Raw genomic sequence first — 22,292 nt, forward strand, 5'->3', positions numbered from 1 at the left:
AAATCCACGAAACGACGATGACCACGATGCCCCCGATTTCCAACAACGTTCACGCTTACCGCGGCCGCGTGCTGCATTTCCTGCACGATCCGCAGTATCGCGAGCGCGATGCTTATGAGTACTGGGAAGACGGCTTGCTCGTGGTCACGGGTGGCAAGGTCGTGCAAGCCGGCGACTACGCCGCACTGCGCGAAAACCTGCCCGCCGGCACGCAACTGCACGACTACAGCGGCAAGCTGATCGTGCCCGGATTCATCGATACGCATATCCACTTCCCGCAGACGGACATCATCGCGTCGCCGTCGCCGGGCCTGCTGCATTGGCTCGAGACATACACCTTTCCGGAAGAGCGCCGCTTCGAGAGCGAGCAGTACGCCGCCGGCGTCGCATCGTTCTTCCTCGACGAACTGCTGCGCAACGGCACGACCAGCGCCATGGTTTGGAGCACCGTGCATCGCAGCTCGGCCGAGACGCTGTTCACGCAAGCACGACAACGCGGCATGCGCATGATCACCGGCAAGGTGATGATGGACCGCAATTGCCCGGAATATCTGCGTGACACGGCTGAATCTGGCGCGCGTGACACGGCTGACCTGATCTCGCGCTGGCACGGCAAGGACCGGCTGGCCTACGCCATCACACCGCGCTTTGCGCCCACGTCGAGCGAAGCCCAGCTGCAAGCCTGCGCAGAACTCGCCAAGCAATACAAGGACGTCTTCATCCAGACGCACGTCGCAGAAAACCCCGACGAAGTGAAATGGGTGGCCGACCTGTTCCCGAATGCGCGCAGCTACCTGGACGTCTACGACCGCTACGGCTTGCTGCGCAAAGGCGCCTTCTACGGCCACGCCATCTGGCTGGACGACGGCGACCGCCAACGCATGGCCGAATCCGGCGCGGCCGTGGCGCATTGCCCCACGTCCAACCTGTTCCTGGGCAGCGGCCTGTACAACTTCCACAAGAACGACACGTACCGCCTGGCGCTCACGCTCGCCACTGACGTTGGCGGCGGCAGCTCGTTCTCGATGCTGCGCACGATGGGCACGGCGCATAAGGTCGCGCGCATGGGCGGCTATCACCTGACTGCGCTGCGCATGTTCTACCTGGCCACGCGCGGCGCTGCCGAAGCGCTGGGCTGGGAAGACCGCATCGGCAGCTTCGTGCCGGGCGCGGAGGCCGACTTCATCGTGCTGGACCCAGCGGCCACACCGCTGCTGGCCCGTCGCAATGCGCGCTCGGAAACGCTGGAAGAGTTGCTGTTTTCGTTGGCGCTGCTGGGCGAGGATCGTGCGGTATCCGCCACTTACGTGCAGGGTGAACCCGCGAAATTTGCGGTTGGCGCCAACGCTTGATGCACTTATAATCGCGAATTCCATTGGGGAGTAGCCGCTCGAAGTCGTCACTTCGAGGGCCACGTCAACAGACTTGACCGCCGTCGCAACGACAGGTGGTTATGGCGTGGTCAGCCGCACTCAGGGTGCCACTCCGGCACCCGGTGACGAGCCTGGCGAGACCGATGACAACCCACTGCGGACAGGGCCGGCAGTGGCGCGTCATTGGTTCGCACACGGCCCGGACACCACAACAACATGGAAGCCTTTCTCGTCTCCACCGGCATCGTCGCGCTCGCTGAAATCGGCGACAAGACGCAGTTGCTGTCGATCTTGCTGGCTGCGCGTTTCCGCAAACCAGTGCCGATCATCCTCGGCATCTTCATCTCCACCCTCGTCAACCATGCCTTGGCCGGCGCCGTCGGCGGTTGGATCACGCACATGCTTGGCGAGAACGTCCTGCGATGGATCCTGGGCGTGGGCTTTATCGCCATGGCCGGGTGGATGCTGATTCCCGACAAGCTCGACGACGAAGAGGCGCCTTCAACTGCGCAGCGCGGGCTGGGCATTCTCGGCACTACCATCGTCGCGTTCTTCTTTGCCGAGATGGGCGACAAGACTCAGATCGCGACCGTGGCACTGGCGGCGCGCTTTAACGACGTGTTCTCGGTCGTGGCAGGCACCACCGTCGGCATGCTGCTGGCAAACGTGCCGGCTGTGCTGATGGGCAACAAGTTTGCTGCGCGCATGCCGATCACACTGGTGCATCGGATTGCGGCGCTGATCTTTCTGGTGCTGGGTGTACTGGCGTTGCTGGGGGTCGGGAAGTAAGTCGTCAATCCGAGGCTCTGGGGCTGCCCTGCCGGCGCCCCTTGCGGCCGGTGAGGCAGCGGCGAATCGAGCCCAGCCAAGGACACATCGCTGCAGACGCTTTAGGCGAAAAAAAACGGGGCCGTAGCCCCGTTCAACCCTCACCGGTCATGCCACCCGCTAGGGAACGAATGGCATGCTCCGATAAACCTTTCTGTTGTTGCTCAGCGTGCGCCTCAGTTCGTCTTGGCGCCGCCTTCGAACCATTTGGCGATGATCGCGCGCTCGTCATCGGTAATCTGCGTCACGTTGCCCAGCGGCATCAGCTTCTGCTGCACGACCTGCTGGTAGACGAGCTGCGCATGCTTGCCCAGTTCTTCCGCCGTATCGAGCAACACGCCCTTAGCCGGCGAAGGCATCAGGGTAGGGTGAGCCGAGTGACATTGGTAGCACCGTGCGGTAACGACTGCCTGTACTTTGGCGAAATCCGAGCCGCCAGCGGCTGTCGGGGTGGCCGCTGCGGCCGTACCCGTCGCTGCTGCAGCAGGCGTGCTTTCGGCGGCAGGCACTGCCGGACGCGACACCGGAGCAAGCCACACCGCAACACCCAGCAGCACTGCCACGCCTGCTGCCGGATAGCCCCAGTTCACGACGCCCTTGTGCTTGAGGATGAAGAACTGACGGATCAGCACCCCAGCCAGCATGATCAGCACCAGCACGGCCCAGTTGTACTTGGCGGCGTACGTCATGCTGTAGTGGTTCGACAGCATTGCAAACAGCACCGGCAGCGTGAAGTACGTGTTGTGCACGCTGCGTTGCTTGCCGCGCTTGCCGTGGATCGGGTCCGGCTTCTCGCCTGCCTTGAGCGAAGCGACCACCTTGCGTTGCCCCGGAATGATCCAGAAGAACACGTTGGCGCTCATGATGGTCGCGATCATCGCGCCGATCAGCAGGAACGCTGCACGGCCCGAGAACAGGTGGCACGCCGCAAACGCCGCGATCACCACGTAGATCGCCACGAGAATACCCACCACGCGGTCGTTCTTGCCGAACACGCGGCAGATGGTGTCGTACACCAGCCAGCCGACCACCAGGAAGCCCAGCGCCAGCAGCACAGCGGTCGTCGCCGTCATGTCGAACACGCTGTGATCGATCATGTAGACGTTGGCATTGAACAGGTACACCACCGTCAGCAGGGCAAAGCCCGACATCCAGGTCGAGTACGACTCCCAGTAGAACCAGTGCAGATGATCGGGCAGTTGCTTCGGTGCCAGCAGGTACTTCTGCGGGTTGTAGAACCCGCCGCCGTGCACGGCCCACAGTTCGCCATCGACGCCCTTGTCCTTCAGGTCCGGTGCGCTCGGCTTGGTCAGGCTGTTATCGAGCCAGACGAAGTAGAACGACGAACCGATCCACGCGATCGCGACGATCACGTGCAGCCAACGCAAGAGCAAGTTGGCCCAGTCGAGGATATAGCCTTCCATGATGACTCCCTGCCCTGTTAGCTGCCGCGATAGGTCGAATACGACCACGGCGACACCAGCAACGGCACGTGGTAGTGCGCGCTGATATCGGCCACGCCAAAGCGCAGCGTCACCACGTCCAGGAACGCGGGCTCGGGGAGTTTGACGCCGGCTGCGCGGTAATACTCGCCCACGCCGAAGTCCAGTTCATACACGCCAGCCTGCAGCGCGTCGCCTTCCAACAGCGGCGCATCGCAACGGCCATCGTGATTGGTGCGAACCGATTTGATCGGTTGCCGTTGATTGTCGACAATTTTGAACAGTGCGATCGCCAGGTTTTGACCCGGCGTGCCTGCGGCGGTGTCGAGCACATGGGTGGTCAAGCGTCCCATTTGTCTTCCTCTGTAGTTCGAATTTTCAGAAGCGCCGCTGCCTCCACTTGCACCTCGCGCCAAACCCTTGTGTGACAAGGGCTGGCGTCGGGGCCCGCTCGGTACGTGCTGTGCACGCATCCCGGCGCGCGTCCAGCCGGTTTACGCCTGCCCTCCATTGGGGAAGGGCATACCAAACCGGCAAAGCCGTCGCTCGTTCTGGGTCCGACGCCGTGTCTCTGCTGTGTCCCTAGACCAGGCTCGAAACAGGGATTTCCCTAGTTTGTCGGATTACCGAACGCATTTTGTTGACAATATTGAAGGCGGCTATGAATAATTGTCAACAGGTTTTCGCAGTGCCTCATGCCGCGGCGCACTAATGAAAGGCAGGTCTGCCATGTCCAAGAATCTCAAGCTGGTCTCCACGGAAGTGGCGTCGAAGTCGGGCGCCAAGGCATCGGGGGCAACACGCATGTCGGTCGAAGAACGGATGTATCACGAGATCTACGACGCGATCATGGAACACCGCCTGCCCCCGCGCACGAAGCTGACGGAGCATGCGCTTTGCGAAATCTATGCCACCGCCCGTCATACGGTGCGCAAGGTCTTCTCGCAACTGGCCGCCGACGGTCTGGTTGACCTGGAGCCGAACCGCGGCGCGTTCATCGCAGCGCCCTCCATCGACGAAGCCCATGCCATGTTCGAGCTGCGCCAGATCCTGGAGCGCGCGGTGCTCGACAAGGTTGGCCATAGCAGCAACCCCAAGGCGGCCGTTGCGCCCCTGATGGAACTCGTCAAGCAGGAGCGCCAGGCGTTTGTCACGCAGGATCGCCCGCGCTGGATTCGCCTGTCTGCGGAGTTTCACGTGGCGCTGGCCGAGCAATCGGGCAATCCGCTGGTGGTCGAAATGATGCGCCGGCTGGTGTCGCGCACCACGCTGATGATCGCCAGCGTCGAGGCCCCGGGCAACAACGCATGCTCGTTCGACGAACACCTCGACATCCTCAATGCCCTGGAGCGCGGCGACGCCAGCGCTGCACAGGCCCACATGGCCCAGCACTTGCAATGTTGCGCCGATCGCGTGCGCCCCGAAGCGCCCGCTGATTTCGATCTGCGTTCGGTATTGGGCCCGCGCGGCGGGAAGGACAAAGTCTAGGACCGGTTTTGCTGTTTCGGGCGAGCTGGCACGACAGAGGCCGGCCGTCCAAGAACCTGTTCATGATCCGCAGCAACCACCCCAAGGTTGGCCCCGGAAACACAGCCCTGCATGCGCACGGCGGGTGTCACAAGGCCAAGCCAGGGGTCGCGCAGCAGAAACGTGGGCAGGCTCCAAGCCGGACGCCGTCCGGCTTACCACCCAAAGGAGACCTTTATGGCAAGCAGTACCATCGCCGCCCCCACGGCGGACCTGACCAATGAGCGCGTGGCGTACGGACGCCTGCTCGCATTGGGCCTTCAACATGTATTGGTGATGTATGCAGGCACCGTGGCAGTGCCGCTAATTGTGGGCGGTGCACTGCATCTGCCCAAGGAACAGCTTGCGTTCCTGATCAACGCAGATCTCTTTGCCGCCGGCCTTGCCACACTCATCCAGGCCTTCGGTGTGTGGAAGTTCGGCATTCGCATGCCGGTCATGATGGGCGTGACCTTCGCATCGGTAGGCCCGATGATCGCCATCGGCACTGACCCGAGCATCGGCCTGCTGGGCATTTACGGCGCTGTGATTGCGGCGGGGATATTCGGCATCATCGTCGCGCCGCTCATGGGGCGCGTGCTTGGGCTCTTCCCGCCGGTCGTGACGGGCACCGTGATCACGCTGATCGGCATGTCGCTGATGGGCGTGGGCATCAACTGGGCTGCGGGTGGCCAGCCGACCATGAAGACGATGGTCGATGGCGTGCTCAAGACCGTGCCCAATCCGGCCTACGGTGATCTGAGCGGCCTGGGCATTGCGCTGGCAGTGCTCGTCATCATCCTGTTGCTGACGAAGTACGGCCGCGGCCTGATCGGCAACATCGCCGTGCTGCTGGGCATCGTGATCGGCACGTTCATCGCCATGGCGTTCGGCAAGGTCAGCTTTGCCGGCATTACGGAGGCCGACTGGGTGGCCGTGATCACGCCGCTGCACTTCGGCATGCCCACCTTCCACTTCGGCGCCATCGCTTCGATGTGCATCGTGATGATGATCACGCTGGTCGAATCGACCGGCATGTTCCTGGCGCTGGCGGAAATCACCGGCAAGAAGCTCTCCACCGATGACCTCACGCGCGGTCTGCGCGCCGATGGTCTGGGCACCGTGATCGGCGGCCTGTTCAACACATTCCCGTACACCTCGTTCTCGCAAAACGTGGGGCTGGTGACGGTCACGGGTGTGCGTTCGCGCTTCGTGGCAGCCATGGGCGGCCTGATCCTGATCGCGATGGGCCTGTTCCCGAAGATGGCGCACATCGTGGCGTCGGTTCCCTCATTCGTGCTGGGTGGCGCGGGCATCGTGATGTTCGGCATGGTGGCCGCCACGGGCGTGCGCATTCTCGGTTCGATCGATTTCAACAAGTACCGCCACAACCTGTTCATCGTGGCAATCTCGATCGGCTTCGGCATGATCCCGACGCTGGCACCGACCTTCTTCCAGTATCTGCCGCATTGGCTGGAACCGGTCACGCACAGCGGCATCGTGCTGGGCACGCTCGTCGCGGTCATCCTGAACCTTTACTACAACGGCATGCAGTCGGCCGAGCACGCAATGCGCGACGCTGCTGCCAACACCCACGGCACGGAGTAATTGCATGAACGCCACTGTCGCGCACAACGACCCGCTTCTGATCGCCCGTCATGCCGACGTGCTGGTCACCATGGATGCGCAACGCCGCGAGATCCCCGACGGCGCGCTGGTTGCGCGCGGTGGCGTGATCGAATGGGTCGGCGCCACGGCGGATCTGCCGTCGCAGTATCGCGAGGCCATCGGCCAGCCCAACGTGCGCGTGATGGAGCTGCGTGACCACGTGGTCACGCCGGGCTTCGTCAACACGCACCATCACATGTATCAGAGCCTGACGCGTGCCCTGCCCGCCGCGCAGGATGCGGAACTGTTCGGCTGGCTGACGAACCTGTATCCGGTGTGGGCAGGCCTCACACCGGAAATGGTGCGCGTGTCCACGCTCACGGCGATGGCAGAACTGCTGCTCTCGGGGTGCACGACCTCCAGCGACCATCTGTACCTGTATCCGAACGGCAGCCGACTCGACGATTCCATCGAAGCCGCGCAGCAGATCGGCATGCGCTTTCACGCAGCGCGCGGCAGCATGAGCGTCGGCCGTAGCCAGGGCGGTCTGCCGCCGGACCGCGTGGTCGAAGGCGAAGAGGCCATCCTGAAAGAAACGCAGCGCCTGATCGAAACCTGGCACAACGCCGATCGCCATTCGATGCTGCGTGTGGTGGTGGCGCCGTGCTCGCCCTTCTCCGTCTCGCGCGACCTGATGCGCGAATCGGCCAAGCTCGCACGCAGCTATGGCGTGTCGATGCACACGCACCTGGCCGAGAACGATAACGACATCGCGTATTCGCGCGAAAAGTTCGGCATGACGCCGGCGGAATACGCGGAAGACCTAGGCTGGGTCGGCCGCGACGTCTGGCATGCGCACTGCGTGAAGCTCGACGCGCACGGCATCGACGTCTTCGCACGCACCGGTACCGGCGTCGCGCATTGCCCGTGCTCGAACATGCGGCTGGCCTCTGGCATTGCGCCCATCCGCACCATGCGTGATGCCGGCGTGCCGGTCGGCCTGGGCGTGGATGGCAGCGCGTCGAACGATGGGGCGCACATGCTCGGCGAAACGCGCCAGGCCATGCTGCTCGCGCGCGTCGGCTTTGGCCCCGCGGCGATGAGCGCGCGCGAGGCGCTGGAGATCGCCACGCTCGGCGGCGCACGCGTGCTCAACCGCGACGACATCGGCGCGCTCGCCCCGGGCATGTCGGCCGACTTTGTCAGCTTCGATCGTCACCAAGTCGGTTTTGCCGGCGCCGACCACGACCCGGTCGCGGCGCTAGTGTTCTGCGCCCCATCCAATGTGGCGCACAGCGTGATCAACGGGCGTGTGGTCGTCGAAGACGGCCGCCTGACCACGCTTGAACTCGACGCCCATCTCACGGTTCACCGGAGGCTCGCGCTGGAACTGGCGCAGGCTGCCCGGGCAGTTCCGGCCTGACGCGATGGTGCTTTCTCTTGTTCATGACGCCGCTGTGATGTCGTGAATTTGGAAAGCCGCATTCCACGGTCTGACCGGTGTTGTATGAAGTCTCCTCGACATGAAAAAACCATGACAAACAATAACTATCCGCGCGATCTCATCGGTTACGGCAAGAACCCGCCCAACGCCAATTGGCCGGGCGGCGCGCGCGTAGCACTGCAGTTCGTCCTCAACTACGAGGAAGGCGGTGAAAACTGCGTGTTGCACGGTGACGCCGGCTCCGAGCAGTTCCTCTCCGAAATCATTGGCGCTGCGGCCTACCCCGACCGCCACATGAGCATGGAGGGCATCTACGAATACGGCTCGCGTGCAGGCGCCTGGCGCATCCTGCGCGAGTTTGAAAAGCGCGGCCTGCCGCTGACGATCTTCGGTGTGTCGATGGCCCTGCAGCGCCATCCGGACCTGACCCAGGCCTTCGTTGATCTGGGCCACGAAATCGCCTGTCACGGCTGGCGCTGGATCCACTACCAGAACATCGACGAAGCCACCGAGCGCGAGCACATGCGCATCGGCGTCGAGATCATCCGCGAGTTGACTGGCAATGCGCCGCTTGGCTGGTACACCGGCCGCGACAGCCCCAACACGCGCCGCCTGGTGGTCGAGCACGGCGGCTTTGCCTACGACGCCGACTACTACGGCGACGACCTGCCGTTCTGGACCGAAGTCCAAACCTCGTCTGGCGAGCGCAAGCCGCACCTGGTGGTGCCGTACACGCTCGACACCAACGACATGCGCTTCGCCAGCCCGCAGGGCTTCAACACGGCCGACCACTTCTACCAGTACCTGAAAGACGCCTTCGACGTGCTGTACGAAGAAGGCGATCCCAACGGGCTCGCGCAGCCGAAGATGCTGTCGATCGGCATGCACTGCCGCCTGCTGGGTCGCCCAGGGCGTTTCCGCGCGCTGCAGCGCTTCCTTGACTACGTGCAATCGCACGACAAGGTGTGGATCTGCCGGCGCATCGACATCGCGCAGCACTGGATCCAGAACCATCCGTATGCAAAGCAACCCGTTTTGAGCACCGCAGTATGAGCCAGACCACCTACACCCTCTCGCAACTCAACAGCATGGACGCAGTGCAGTTCGTGCAAGTCCTGGGTGGCATCTACGAGCACTCGCCGTGGGTTGCTGAACAGGCCGCCACGCAGCGCCCGTTTGCTTCGGCCGAGGCGCTCGCGGCCGCCATGCGCAATGCCGTGGATACCGCCGGCATTGAGCCTCAGCTCAAGCTGGTGCGCGCCCACCCGGAGCTGGCCGGCAAGGCCGCCGTGCGCGGTGAACTGACCGCCGAGTCGACGCGCGAACAAAGCGGCGCGGGCTTGAACCTGTGCACACCGGAAGAGTTTGCGCGCCTGCAGGCGCTCAACACCCAGTACAACGAGAAGTTCGGCTTCCCGTTCATCCTGGCGGTGCGCGGCTATGACCGCCACGGAATCATCGAGAACTTCAGCAAGCGTGTGGAGAACGACCGCGATACCGAGATGCGCACGTCGCTCGAACAGATTCATCGCATCGCAGGTTTCCGCTTGACCGACTTGATAGCAGCAAACTGATTTTTCAGGTTCATCAGCAAAAACAACGCTGTGGGCGCGGTGTCATGGGGCATGGGACACCGATCGGCATGGAGCCTGACCAGCCGGCCTGCGACCGCATCAAAGAATGCGGCGCAACCCGCAGTGATCTTCAACAACAAAGGAGGTAGCAATGCAGTCGAAATTCAAGCGTGGCGTGGCCGCGCTGGCAGTGGCATCGGCACTGGGGGCAGCAAGTGCCGGTGCGCAAGCGCAATCGTCCGTCACGTTGTACGGCCAGGTGGACGCCTGGGCCGGCGCCACCAAGAGCCTGGGCGCATCGGATCGCGCCTGGGGCGTCAACTCGGGCGGTATGTCGACCTCGTACTGGGGCATGAAGGGCAGCGAAGATCTGGGCAACGGCCTGAAGGCGATCTTCACGCTGGAAGCGTTCTTCCGCCCGGACACCGGCAAGTACGGTCGCTTTGACGGCGACACGTTCTTCGCCCGCAACTCGTTCGTGGGCCTGCAATCGAGCTCGTGGGGTTCGATCAAGCTCGGCCGCCTGACGCCGCCGTACTTTGTCTCGACGATCCTGTTCAACCCGTTCATCGATTCGTACACGTTCTCGCCGATGGTGTTCCACACCTATCTCGGCAACGGCCTGAGCGGCCCCGGCGGCATCTCGGGTCTGGTGGGGGATTCGGGCTGGAACAACTCGATCATGTACTCCACGCCGGACTTCAACGGTCTAACCGCCAACTTCATCTACGGCGCGGGCGAGCAAGCCGGCCACAATGGCCAGAACAAGTGGGGCGGCAACTTCCTGTACTTCCATGGCAACTTCGCGGCCACGGCAGCCTTCCAGCAAGTGCGCTTCGACGGCGCGCCGGGTGACCTGAACGCGCTGGTGGCAGGCTTCTCGCGCCAGACGGCCGCGCAGCTGGGCGCCACGTACGACTTTGGCGTGGCCAAGGTGTACGGCCAGTACCAGTACATCAAGAACGCCATCAACTCGGGCGACGCGAAGAGCAACGGCGGCCAACTGGGCGTGTCGGTGCCGGTGGGCCCGGGCAGCATCCTGGCGTCGTACGCGTACACGAAAACCTCGGGTGCCGCTGACGTGAAGCGCAACACCTGGGCGGTCGGCTACGACTACTCGCTGTCCAAACGCACCGATGTGTACGCCGCGTACATGCGCGACAAGGTGACGAACCTGAGCTCGGCAGACACCTTCGGCGTGGGCATCCGCGCAAAGTTCTAAGCAGTCGGCAGCAAAGAAAAACGGCGCCTGGACTTTCCCCAGGCGCCGTTTTCTTTTGGGCCGTGAATCTTCAGCGGCCCAACAGTCGGATCAACCGATCAACGCGTAGCCGACACATCCGCCACAGCCAGCGCCGTCATATTGACGATGCGGCGCGATGTGGCCGACGGGTTCAGGATGTGCACCGGCTTGGCCGCGCCCAGCAGGATCGGCCCCACCGTCACGCCCTGCCCGCCCGTGATCTTGAGCAGGTTGAACGCAATGTTGGCGGCGTCGAGCGAGGGCATCACCAGCAGGTTTGCGCTGCCAGAGAAGGCGCTCTTCGGCAGGAAGTGGTGGCGGATGTCTTCCGACAACGCTGCGTCACCCTGGATCTCGCCTTCCACTTGCAGATTCGGCGCTTCGGTCTTTAGCAGGTCATACGCCGCGCGCATGCGGCGGGCCGATGCGTTTTTCGACGAGCCGAACATCGAGTGCGACAGCATCGCCACCTTCGGCTCCTGGCCGAAACGACGCACTTCTTCCGCCGCCAGCTTGGTGATGTCGGCCAGCTCTTCTGCGCTCGGCATCTCGTTGACGAACGTATCGGTGATGAACAGCGTGTGCTTCTCCAGCATCAGGCCGTTCATGGCGGCGAACACCTTGGCGTTCGGCGCCAGACCGATCACGTCGCGCACGTGTTCCAGGTGGGCATCAAAGCGGCCGACCGTGCCGCACAGCAGCGCATCGGCATCCCCCAGACGCACCAGCAGTGCGCCGATCAGCGTGTTCGAACGGCGCAGCGCCGACTTCGCCATGTCCGGCGTCACGCCGTTGCGGCCCATCAGCTCGTGGTAAGCGGTGTGGTACTGGTGATAGCGGCGGTCGTCTTCCGGGTCCACCAGCTCGAAATGCACGCCCGGCTTCAGACGCAGGCCCGCCTTCTGGATACGCATTTCAATCACGTGCGGACGGCCGATCAGGATCGGCTTGGCCAGGCCTTCGTCGACCACCGTCTGCACGGCGCGCAGTACGCGCTCTTCTTCACCTTCGGCGTACACGACGCGCTTCGGGTTGGCCTTGGCGGCCGAGAACACCGGGCGCATGGTCAGGCCCGTGTGATACACGAAGTCGCTCAGCTGGGCGCGATAGGCATCCAGATCCTTGATCGGGCGCGTGGCTACGCCGGACTCTTCCGCGGCCTTGGCGACGGCCGGTGCGATCTTCTCGATCAGGCGCGAATCGAACGGCTTCGGGATGATGTAATCCGGGCCGAAGGTCAGGTCCTGGCCGGCATAAGCCTGAGCCACTGCGTCGTTCGTTTCGGCTTCCGTCAGTTCCGCGATGGCCTTCACGCACGCAAGCTTCATCTCTTCCGTGATCTTGGTGGCGCCGCAGTCGAGCGCACCACGGAAGATGTACGGGAAGCACAGCACGTTGTTGACCTGGTTCGGGTAATCCGAACGGCCCGTGGCGATGATGCAGTCCGGGCGCGCGGCCTTGGCCACTTCCGGGCGGATTTCCGGCTCGGGGTTGGCCAGTGCCAGGATGATCGGCTTCGGAGCCATGGTCTTGACCATGTCGGCGGTCAGCACACCGGCGGCCGAGCAACCGAGGAACACGTCTGCATCGCGCACGATGTCGGCCAGCGTACGGGCCGACGTGTCTTGCGCATAGCGTGCCTTGTTCGGCTCCATCTTGGCGTCGCGGCCAACATAGATCACGCCCTTCGAATCGACCACGTAGACGTTTTCACGCTTGACGCCCAGGCCCACCATCACGTCCAGGCAGGCGATGGCCGCGGCGCCCGCGCCCGACACGGCCACCTTTACGCTGCCGATGTCCTTGCCGACGACCTTCAGGCCGTTGAGCAGCGCCGCCGACGAGATGATCGCCGTGCCGTGCTGGTCATCGTGGAAAACGGGAATGTTCAGGCGGTCACGCAGCTTCTGCTCGATGTAGAAGCACTCGGGCGCCTTGATGTCTTCGAGGTTGATACCGCCCAGCGTCGGCTCCAACGAGGCAATGATGTCGACCAGCTTGTCCGGATCGCGCTCCGCCAGTTCGATATCAAACACATCGACACCGGCAAACTTCTTGAACAGGCAGCCCTTGCCTTCCATCACCGGCTTGCTGGCCAGCGGCCCGATGTCGCCCAGGCCCAGCACAGCGGTGCCGTTGGTGATCACGCCGACGAGGTTGCCGCGCGAGGTGTACTCCGCCGCCAGCGACGGGTCTTGCTCAATCGCGGTACACGGATACGCCACGCCAGGCGAATATGCCAACGACAGGTCGCGCTGGTTGATCAGCGCCTTGGTCGGGCGCACCTCAATCTTGCCGCGCGTGGGGGCGCGGTGGTATTCAAACGCCGCGCGGCGCAGTTCGGCCTCGGCCCCTTGGTCTTGGGAATCCGGCGAGGCGTCGTGAAGCTTGTCGTTCATAGCAATGAATCCTGATGGGGAGTTCCGCAGATGGCGCACATGCGCTCAGGCAGAAACTCCCTGAGACGAAGTGGCAAAAAACAGTGGGAACAAAGAGAAACCGGGGGTGAGGCCGCACGCGTTGCGCAGCACCGTCAAGAGGGTAGCGACGGGGCGGAGGCAGCGCCGGCCAGGGGTGGCGGTCGGCGCGAGACGGGATGAAGTGACAACGCTCAAGCGGGGTACGGCTGGCGGCCTACAGATTAGGTCATGCATTCTAACGTAGACCGTCGGCCAAAACCCACCCTGGCGCACTACTTGGGTGCCGGTTTCACCGATGGATCAACAGGCAGCTCTACGACGATGGGCTGCGCATTCGGCGCCGGGAAATTGGCAAATGCGCTGCGTATCAGGTACGGCATCACCGCCGTCAGCGATCCATCCCCACCCTGCGTTTGCGCCGTCACCTGATAAACGCGCTTACCGGTGGCTGCCTCGTCAATTTCCACGTGATAGGCATAGAACGGCACCTGCACGTTGGTATCCACATATTGCGGCCCCCACGGGCCCCAGGGCCCCCAAGGACTACGCCATGGCCCCCAGGGCCCCGGTCCCCAATACGGATCCGGGTACACGGGCTGGCGCACCTGCACGAGGCGCGTGGAGGTCGAATAGTCCAGGCGGACCAGATAGCGCGCGCTGGCGCGCGGCACGCTGGTAAAGCCGTGGACGGCCAGTTGGTCTGATGTCCAGGCCTCGTAGGTCTGGCGTTCGAGATCATTTTGCTGCGCTGCGGTGTGCTCGAAGGCATAGGTGCGCGGCGGGTTATCGGTCCAGCCGGGTTGCCGGAACGCCGTCACCTGGCTGGTGACCGTGCTCGCGCAGCCCGCCAGCAGGCTGGCCGCCATCAGGGCGCCAGCCATCGGCCAGACGCCCGATGTCTTGATCCATTTCCACATAGAAAATCCCCCTACTCTCAATCAGACAGATGGTCGCGGGCCCCGGAAGCGGGCTGCGGGCACTCTGTTACTCAGAGTGACGCCCTGCGCGGAAGATTCCCGCCAAGGGCCTGAGTACAATGGCCTTTTGCGTACCTCTACGAGGATGTTACCGATGTTGCGCACCGATACCGCCGTCACGATTTACCGCAAGGACTACACCGCGCCCGCTTTCCGCATTGACGAAGTGGCCCTGGAGATCGATCTCGTGCCCGAGCGCACCCGCGTCGTCAACCGCATGCGCATGACGCGCACAGACGCCGGCAAGCCTCTCGTGCTGGTGGGTGAAGGGCTGGAACTGGCCGCCGCAACCGTCGACGGTAAAGCGCTGTCCGGCCTGCAAGTCTCGGGCGACACCCTCACCATCGATGCCGTGCCGGCCGATGTTGGCACCAGCTTCACCCTGGAACTCACCACCTACTGCAATCCCGCAGCCAATTCGTCGCTGATGGGCCTGTACGTTTCCAACGGCAACTTCTTCACGCAGTGCGAGGCCGAAGGCTTTCGCAAGATCACCTACTTCCTCGACCGCCCGGACGTGATGACGGTCTACACCGTCACGCTGCGCGCATCGAAAGCGGACTATCCGGTGCTGCTGTCCAACGGCAATCTCATGTCGGAGCGCGACCTGCCGGACGGCCGCCACGAAGCCGTGTGGCACGACCCGTTCAAAAAGCCGTCGTATCTGTTTGCGCTGGTGGCGGGCAAGCTGCAGTGCATCGAAGAGCGCATTCAATCCGCCTCGGGCAAGGAGAAACTGCTGCAGGTGTGGGTGGAAGCGCAAGACCTGGGCAAGACGCGCCACGCAATGGATTCGCTCATCCACTCGATCCATTGGGACGAACGCCGCTTCGGCCTGGAGCTGGATCTCGACCGCTTCATGATCGTCGCCGTAGGCGACTTCAACATGGGCGCGATGGAAAACAAGGGCCTGAACATCTTCAACACGAAATACGTGCTGGCCAATGCCGAGACGGCGACCGATGTGGATTTCGCCAATATCGAATCGGTGGTCGGCCACGAATACTTTCACAACTGGACGGGTAACCGCGTCACTTGCCGCGACTGGTTCCAGCTGAGCCTGAAGGAAGGCCTGACCGTGTTCCGTGATCAGGAATTCTCCGCCGACATGGCCGCAGCCGCCGGTAACGAAGCCGCCGCAGCCAGCGCCCGTGCCGTGAAGCGCATCGAAGATGTGCGCGTGCTGCGGCAGGCGCAGTTTCCGGAAGATGCCGGGCCGATGGCCCACCCGGTGCGGCCCGACAGCTACGAAGAGATTAATAATTTCTATACCGTCACGGTGTACGAAAAAGGCGCGGAAGTCGTGCGCATGTACCAGACCCTGCTCGGCCGCGACAGCTTCCGCAAGGGCATGGACCTGTACTTCCAGCGCCACGATGGCCAGGCTGTCACCTGTGACGACTTCCGCGCGGCCATGGCCGATGCCAACGGCCGCGACCTCTCGCAATTCGGCCGCTGGTACAGCCAGGCCGGCACGCCGATCGTGGCCGTTGACGGTCACTACGATGCGGCCACGCACACCTACACGCTCACGCTGCGCCAGCGCTGCGAGCCGGTCGGCATCGAGACCACCAGCGGCATCCAGAAGCAGCCGTTCCACATTCCGTTTGCGATCGGGCTGATCGACAAGCAGGGCCACGATTTGCCGCTGCGTTTGCGTGGCGATGCCACATCGCCCTCGCCCGTGACCACGCGCGTACTGGACTTCACTGAAACCAAGCAGACCTTCGTCTTCGAAGATGTGGCCGAAGCGCCGTTGCCCTCGCTGCTGCGCAATTTCTCGGCGCCGGTAGTCGTCGAATACGGCTATACGACCGAGCAGCTCACGTTCCAGCTCGCGCACGATTCAGACCCGTTCAATCGCTGGGAAGCCGGCCAGCGCCTGGCCACCGACACGCTGCTGCGCATGGTGACCGACATCCAGCACGGCCGCGCGCCGGTGGTTGATCCGGCGCTGGTCGAAGCCCTGCGTGCCGTGGTCGCCGACACCTCGCTTGATCCGGCCTTCCGCGAGCAGATGCTGATCCTGCCGGCCGAAGGCTATCTGGCCGAGCGCATGGACGTGGCCGATCCGGCTGCCATCCACACCGCCCGCCGCACGCTGCGCCGCACGCTGGCAGAAAAGCTCAACGCGGAACTGCTGCGCGCCTATCAAGACAACCAGACCGAAGGCGCCTACTCGCCCGATGCTGTGTCTGCAGGCAAGCGCGCGCTCAAGAACATTGCCCTCGGCTATCTGGTGGAAACCGAAGCCCCCGAGGCGCTGGCCCTGGCCGAACAGCAATATGCCCGCGCCACCAACATGACCGACCGCATGGGCGCCCTCTCCGCGATGGTCACCAGCTATGCCCCGGGCCGCGAAGCCGCACTGGCCGATTTCTACACGCGCTTTGCCGACGATGCCCTCGTCATCGACAAGTGGTTCTCGCTGCAAGCCATGCAGCCGGGCGCCGCCGGCAAGCCGACGCTGGCCACCGTGCGCGCGTTGATGGCCCATCCGGCCTTCACGCTGCGCAACCCGAACCGCGCGCGCTCGCTGATCTTCAGCTTCTGCTCGGGCAACCCCGCGCAGTTCCACGCCGCCGATGGTTCCGGCTATGCCTACTGGGCCGAGCAGGTGCTCGCGCTCGACGCCATCAACCCGCAGGTCTCCGCCCGCCTGGCACGCGCGCTGGACCGCTGGCGCAAATACGTGCCCACACTGCGCGACGCCATGCAGGACGCGCTCAAGCGCGTGGCGGCACATCCGAGCCTCTCGCGCGATGTGCGTGAGATCGTCGGCAAGGCGCTGGCCTGAATGTCACCGCTTGTATCGTAAAATCGCGCCCGTCTCAGGAGAACCCATGAAGCGCATCAACCTCACCCGCTACCTGATCGAAGAGCAGCGCGAGCACAACACCATCCCGGCCGAGCTGCGCCTGCTGCTCGAAGTCGTGGCGCGCGCCTGCAAGGCGATCTCGCACAGCATCAACAAGGGCGCGCTGGCCGGCGTGCTCGGCTCGGCCGGCACCGGCAACGTGCAAGGCGAAACCCAGCAGAAGCTGGACGTGATCGCCAACGAAGTCCTGCTCGAAGCCAACGAATACGGCGGCAACCTGGCCGCCATGGCCTCGGAAGAGATGGAATCGTTCTATGAGATTCCGCACCGCTATCCGAAGGGCGAATACCTGCTGCTGTTCGATCCGCTCGACGGCTCGTCCAACATCGACGTGAACGTGTCGATCGGCACGATCTTCTCGGTGCTGCACATGCCCCAAGCAGGCCAGGCTGTGACCGAAGCCGATTTCTTGCAGCCCGGTGCCAAGCAGGTCGCTGCCGGTTACGCCGTGTACGGCCCGCAGACCACGCTGGTGCTGACCGTCGGTAATGGTGTGCACATGTTCACGCTGGACCGTGAAGTCGGCAGCTTCGTCCTCACCAGCCGCGACGTGAAGATTCCGGTCGACACGAAGGAATTCGCCATCAACATGTCGAACATGCGCCACTGGGCCCCACCCGTGCGCCGCTACATCGACGAATGCCTGGCCGGCACCGAAGGCCCGCGCGGCAAGGATTTCAACATGCGCTGGATCGCCTCGATGGTGGCCGACGTGCATCGCATCCTCACGCGCGGAGGCATCTTCATGTACCCCTGGGATAAGCGCGAGCCCGGCAAGGCCGGCAAGCTGCGCCTGATGTACGAAGCCAACCCGATGGCCTTCCTGGTGGAACAGGCCGGCGGCGCGGCCACCAACGGCGAGCAACGCATTCTGGACATCCAGCCCGAACAGCTGCACCAGCGCGTGGCGGTGGTTCTGGGGTCAAAGAACGAGGTGGATCGCGTCACGCAATATCACCTCGACGCCAAGAAAACGGCGTAACGACACCACGTAAGACTGTTGTTCCAGCGGTTCTTGCAGAGCGACAAAAAGTTCTGTTAGAATCGCTGTTTCCGACGCCGCTGTAGCTCAGTCGGTAGAGCAGCGCATTCGTAATGCGAAGGTCACCAGTTCGATTCCGGTCAGCGGCACCAGGACATCATTCAAAACCCAAGCCAGTGCTTGGGTTTTGTCTTTTTGGGCGTAATTCTGGTGTACTGCGGAGTCCGCTACAGCGGACATCAACTCACCCCCCCCCTCCGGAACAAGCGTCCTTGGCTCTCGCAGTACCTCAGCCTATTGCTGATTCGGCGCGACGATCCCGAACCGGTCCATCTGCCGATAGACCGTCGCGCGGGCGATGCCAAGCTCCTGCGCAACGTGGGTGATACGCCATTTGTTCCGGCGCAGCGCAGCCAACAGGATTTCCCGCTCGTTGTCGGGCGCGATATCCGCCGCAATTGAAGCTTGGCCCGCCGCACCGTCCGTCGTACTTTCGAGAACCTCCGGCGGCAATGCGTCAACTTCAATCAGGCCGTCGTCGCTCATGGCAAGCGCAAAGCGAAGCACGTTGCGCAACTGCCGGACATTGCCCTGCCACGGGTAGCTGCGCAGCACCGCCAGCGCGGCCGGCGCCAGTTGCGCCTGCATGTCGAGCTGGCGCGCTTCTTCTTCGACGATCCGCGCGATCAGGTAGTCCTTGTCACAGCGCTCGCGCAGTGTCGGCAGGTGCAGCGTTGCGCCGCATAGCCGGTAGTAGAGATCCTCACGGAAGCGCTGCTCGGCAATCAACTGACGCAGATCACGGTGCGAGGCGGCAATCACGCGCAGGTCGACCGGAGTCGGCTTTTCCGAGCCCAGCGGCATCACCTCGCGTTCGGACAGCACACGCAACAGGCGGCTCTGCAGATGCAGAGGCATGTCGCCAATTTCGTCGAGGAACAGCGTACCGCCGTCCGATTGCGCGATCAGGCCGCGCATGCCCTTGCTGCGGGCGCCGGTGAAGGTGCCAGGCGTGTAGCCGAACAGCTCGCTCTCGATCAGCGATTCGGGAATGGCGGCGCAATTGACCGCAACAAACGCCTTGCTGCGACGCTCGCTCGCGGTGTGCAAAGCCTTGGCCAAGACTTCCTTGCCGGTGCCTGTCTCGCCTTGCACGAGGATGTTGAGCGGCTTGTTGGCAAGGCGCTTGGCCTGCAGAATCAACCGCTGCATCTGCGGATCGTCGGCGCCCAGTGCCTCCAGGGCAGCACTGGCCTCGGGGCTGGGCAGCAGCGGCGCAGAGGCCGACGCCGACGGCATAGACGGCTTACCGGGCGCGCCGCGCGGCGGGATCCCTGTCGCGTAATACAGCCCGTGGTCGAACATCCGAATCGCCGTGCGCTCGGATGACGTGCCCGCACGGGCGATGCGCCACAGCTCGCTCATGTTTTCGCGAAACACTTCGGTAAGCAGATGGCCACGTACGTCGGCGTGCGGATCGCTCTCGAGCCGCAGCTTGCGCCGGCCGCCGCTGTTGATGCCGCGAATCACTCCGTTGGCATCGAAGGCGACCATGATTTCGCTATCCACATCCACCAGCGACCACGTTGACCCAAGCCGCAGGATCCACTGGTCGCGGAAATAACGCAGGAAGTTCGCATCTTCGATCTTCTGCGCGTACATGGCGGTCATCTGCAGCGCGAGGTGCTGCCCTTCGCGCGGCGCCGGCGCACTGAGAGCGGACACATCGAGCACGCCCAGGAAGTTGCCAGTCGGGTCAAACAACGGCGCGCTGTTACAGGTGAGCGTGATGTGGCATGCGTCGAAATGATCGGTCTGATGGCACGTCACAGGGGCCTGCTCGACGATACATGTGCCGACCGCACAGGTACCGGCGCGCGACTCACTCCAATCCGCCCCCAGATACAGGCCAGAACGCTTGAGTTCACGATCCAGGTTGTCGTTGCCGATGAAGTCGACCGTGACGCCGTAGGCATCGGTCAGCAGCAGCACGTAGTCGAGGCCGGAGACACGCTTGTAGAGCTGCTCCATGCCGGTACGCGCGACGCTCAGGAAGTCCTCGATCTGATCCTTGTGCTCGCGCAGGCGCTGTGCCTCCACGATGTAGGCGGGTGTGGGGCGACTCGGGTCGCGGCCGTAGTCGTCCAGGCAGCGCCGCCATGAGCGCTCGATGACGCCCTGCGCCTCGCCCGGCTGCTGCGAGAACGCGAGCAGCCGCTCGATATGTGCGCGGTGTGCTTTTTGCTGCACGACTGTCTCCTTAGCCGCCGCATTTGAAGGGTGCGAAGCCCACGCTGCCGGTCTTTGCCGGCATTGGAGCGAGGGCAGATGCGGTTCTACGCTAATCGATTTACCCAGTTGTCGCAACGTAACGGCAACGCAAGGGCAATCAGGTTGGCTGGCTTAGATTTCCCTCCGGTTCAATGCCCCGGCAATGTACTCGGCCTGCCGGATCGCCAGGGCAACGATGGTGAGCGTCGGGTTGGCCGCCGAACTGGACGTGAACTGGCTGCCGTCCGAAATGAACAGGTTTTTCACATCGTGCGCCTGGCCCCAGCGGTTGACCACGCCGTCGCTCGCCTTCGCACTCATGCGGTTGGTGCCCATGTTGTGGCTGGCCGGATAGGCAGGCATGTCGATCACGCGCGTCGCGCCCACCGCCTCGGACACCTTGCGCCACTGCACCAGGCCGTGCGCGGTGATCTTTTCGTCGTTTTCGTGATAAGTCTTGGTGACGATGGGAATGGGCAGGCCGTACTGGTCTTTCTCCGTGGGGTGCAGCGTAATGGTGTTCTGCCCACGAGCCAGATCTTCACCGCAGACCCATACACAGCTCATGTGGTCGTACATCTCCATGGCCGATGTGAAATCGCGCCCCCAGCCGCCCGGTTTCATGAACGCCGCCGTGTACGGCAGATGAATGGCCAGGCCTTCGAGGTAATAACCGCCGACAAACCCGCGCTTGGTATTCAGCGGCACCTCATCGGCCACCACCGCCGCGATGTCAAAGCCGCGATACATGTAGACCGGCTTCTTGTGGATCGACACCGCCGCCGCCGTCGCGTGGTTCATGTAGTTCTTGCCCACCTGGCCTGACGAATTTGCGAACCCATTGGGGAACATGCTCGACGCCGAGTTGAGCAGCAGCCGCGGCGATTCGATGGAGTTGCCCGCCACGCAGACCACCCGCGCCTTTTGCAGCTGCTTGCGGCCCTTGCTGTCGACATAGAGCACACCATTGGCACGGCCCTGCTTGTCATGCTGGATCTGCAGCACCATCGACTCGGGCCGCAGTTCGACATTGCCCGTGGCCTGGGCGCGCGGCACTTCGGTGTAGAGCGTCGACCATTTCGCGCCGATCTTGCAGCCCTGCATGCAGAAACCGATCTGCATGCAGCCAGGGCGGCCGTCGTACGGCTCGGAGTTCGACGCAGCCGGACGCACGATGTGCTTGTAGCCGACCTTCTTTGCCCCTGCTTCAATCACCTTGTAGTGGTTGTTCGGCGGCATGGGGGGCAAGCCGCTGGCCTTGGTGCCGCACACGCCCATCTTCTTCTCGGCCAGTTCGTAATACGGCTCAAGCTCGGACAGCGTGATGGGCCAATCCAGCACGTTGGCCCCGTCGATGGCGCCATAAGTGGTTTTGGTGTGGAAGTCGTGTTCCTGAAAACGCAGTGCCACACCCGACCAGTGCACCGTGGAACCACCCACGCCCTTCACGATCCAGGCAGGCAGGTTCGGATATGTCTTGGTGTGGTGCCAACCGCCTGCCGAGATGCGCTTGTCCAGCCACGAAATCTTGTTGAACATGGCCCATTCGTCGTTCTCGAAATCGGCCTGCGTGTAGTGCTTCCCCGCTTCCAACACCACGCATTTGACACCGCGCTGCGCCAGCTCGTTGGCCAGCGTGCCGCCGCCCGCACCCGAGCCGACGATCACGACGACGCTGTCGTCGTCGAGGGAAAACTTTGCCTGATCCGTCATGATGGTTGTCTCCGTTTTTTTATGTGCCGAGGC

General features: G+C 63.3%; 16 protein-coding genes, 1 tRNA gene and 1 riboswitch. Of the genes, 11 read left to right on the forward strand and 6 right to left on the reverse strand.

The genetic code is table 11. The annotated features are described in order from the left end of the window. Positions 1 to 17 precede the first annotated feature (17 nt). Positions 18 to 1,352 (forward strand): guanine deaminase, encoded by a 1,335-nt coding sequence (guaD, locus tag NKG59_RS13915; protein WP_253537786.1) that lies wholly within the window; start codon positions 18 to 20, stop codon positions 1,350 to 1,352. Positions 1,353 to 1,365: 13 nt separating this feature from the next. After that, positions 1,366 to 1,535, forward strand: a riboswitch (yybP-ykoY riboswitch). Between the two features lie 54 nt (positions 1,536 to 1,589). Beyond that, positions 1,590 to 2,162, forward strand: a complete 573-nt coding sequence (locus tag NKG59_RS13920) for a TMEM165/GDT1 family protein (protein ID WP_045206159.1) — start codon at positions 1,590 to 1,592, stop codon at positions 2,160 to 2,162. A gap of 215 nt (positions 2,163 to 2,377) precedes the next feature. On the opposite strand, the gene NKG59_RS13925 is transcribed toward NKG59_RS13920, so the two are convergent. Further along, positions 2,378 to 3,625: a urate hydroxylase PuuD gene (locus NKG59_RS13925; RefSeq protein ID WP_253537789.1), complete on the reverse strand. Its 1,248-nt coding sequence runs from the start codon at positions 3,623 to 3,625 to the stop codon at positions 2,378 to 2,380. A gap of 17 nt (positions 3,626 to 3,642) precedes the next feature. Beyond that, positions 3,643 to 3,996 (reverse strand): hydroxyisourate hydrolase, encoded by a 354-nt coding sequence (gene uraH / locus NKG59_RS13930; RefSeq protein WP_253537792.1) that lies wholly within the window; start codon positions 3,994 to 3,996, stop codon positions 3,643 to 3,645. A 376-nt stretch (positions 3,997 to 4,372) separates the two neighbouring features. Between uraH and NKG59_RS13935 the strand changes: the two genes are divergently transcribed. The 6 genes from NKG59_RS13935 (at position 4,373) to NKG59_RS13960 (ending at position 10,997) form a co-directional block, all read left to right on the forward strand. Further along, positions 4,373 to 5,131 carry a GntR family transcriptional regulator gene (locus tag NKG59_RS13935; protein ID WP_045206157.1) on the forward strand — a complete coding sequence of 253 codons (759 nt, stop codon included), beginning with the start codon at positions 4,373 to 4,375 and terminating at the stop codon, positions 5,129 to 5,131. Between the two features lie 216 nt (positions 5,132 to 5,347). Then, on the forward strand, positions 5,348 to 6,757 hold the full coding sequence (locus NKG59_RS13940) for a nucleobase:cation symporter-2 family protein (RefSeq protein WP_253537795.1): 1,410 nt from the start codon (positions 5,348 to 5,350) through the stop codon (positions 6,755 to 6,757). 4 nt (positions 6,758 to 6,761) lie between these two features. Next, complete coding sequence (locus NKG59_RS13945) at positions 6,762 to 8,180, forward strand: 8-oxoguanine deaminase (RefSeq protein WP_009241105.1); 1,419 nt, start codon at positions 6,762 to 6,764, stop codon at positions 8,178 to 8,180. A gap of 111 nt (positions 8,181 to 8,291) precedes the next feature. Further along, a complete protein-coding gene (gene puuE, locus NKG59_RS13950; RefSeq protein ID WP_253537797.1) occupies positions 8,292 to 9,254 on the forward strand; it encodes an allantoinase PuuE in 963 nt (320 codons plus the stop codon). Further along, positions 9,251 to 9,775, forward strand: a complete 525-nt coding sequence (gene uraD / locus NKG59_RS13955; RefSeq protein ID WP_253537801.1) for a 2-oxo-4-hydroxy-4-carboxy-5-ureidoimidazoline decarboxylase — start codon at positions 9,251 to 9,253, stop codon at positions 9,773 to 9,775. Before puuE ends, uraD begins: the two co-directional genes overlap by 4 nt. Positions 9,776 to 9,926: 151 nt before the next feature. Continuing rightward, entirely contained in the window at positions 9,927 to 10,997 is a 1,071-nt protein-coding gene (locus NKG59_RS13960) for a porin (protein ID WP_253537803.1), read from the forward strand. 98 nt (positions 10,998 to 11,095) lie between these two features. Here NKG59_RS13960 and NKG59_RS13965 read toward each other — a convergent pair whose 3' ends face one another. Then, the gene (locus NKG59_RS13965) at positions 11,096 to 13,417 is read right to left on the reverse strand and encodes an NADP-dependent malic enzyme (protein WP_253537806.1); all 2,322 of its coding nucleotides are present in this window, start codon (positions 13,415 to 13,417) and stop codon (positions 11,096 to 11,098) included. Positions 13,418 to 13,710: 293 nt separating this feature from the next. After that, complete coding sequence (locus tag NKG59_RS13970; protein WP_253537809.1) at positions 13,711 to 14,355, reverse strand: DUF4136 domain-containing protein; 645 nt, start codon at positions 14,353 to 14,355, stop codon at positions 13,711 to 13,713. A gap of 154 nt (positions 14,356 to 14,509) precedes the next feature. Between NKG59_RS13970 and pepN the strand changes: the two genes are divergently transcribed. The 3 genes from pepN (at position 14,510) to NKG59_RS13985 (ending at position 18,427) form a co-directional block, all read left to right on the forward strand. Continuing rightward, positions 14,510 to 17,212, forward strand: coding sequence for an aminopeptidase N (gene pepN / locus NKG59_RS13975; RefSeq protein WP_253537813.1), 2,703 nt, complete (start codon positions 14,510 to 14,512; stop codon positions 17,210 to 17,212). A gap of 46 nt (positions 17,213 to 17,258) precedes the next feature. Then, positions 17,259 to 18,275: a class 1 fructose-bisphosphatase gene (locus tag NKG59_RS13980; RefSeq protein WP_045206148.1), complete on the forward strand. Its 1,017-nt coding sequence runs from the start codon at positions 17,259 to 17,261 to the stop codon at positions 18,273 to 18,275. Positions 18,276 to 18,351: 76 nt separating this feature from the next. Then, a tRNA-Thr gene (locus NKG59_RS13985) sits at positions 18,352 to 18,427 on the forward strand. A 142-nt stretch (positions 18,428 to 18,569) separates the two neighbouring features. Here the strand turns inward: NKG59_RS13985 and NKG59_RS13990 are convergent. Both NKG59_RS13990 and NKG59_RS13995 read right to left on the reverse strand, forming a co-directional pair. Then, the gene (locus tag NKG59_RS13990; RefSeq protein WP_253537817.1) at positions 18,570 to 20,525 is read right to left on the reverse strand and encodes a sigma-54-dependent Fis family transcriptional regulator; all 1,956 of its coding nucleotides are present in this window, start codon (positions 20,523 to 20,525) and stop codon (positions 18,570 to 18,572) included. 153 nt (positions 20,526 to 20,678) lie between these two features. Beyond that, positions 20,679 to 22,259, reverse strand: coding sequence for a GMC family oxidoreductase (locus NKG59_RS13995; protein ID WP_253537820.1), 1,581 nt, complete (start codon positions 22,257 to 22,259; stop codon positions 20,679 to 20,681). Between the last annotated feature and the right edge of the window lie 33 nt (positions 22,260 to 22,292).

This window comes from Ralstonia chuxiongensis, from assembly GCF_024158925.1.
Lineage (GTDB): Bacteria > Pseudomonadota > Gammaproteobacteria > Burkholderiales > Burkholderiaceae > Ralstonia > Ralstonia chuxiongensis.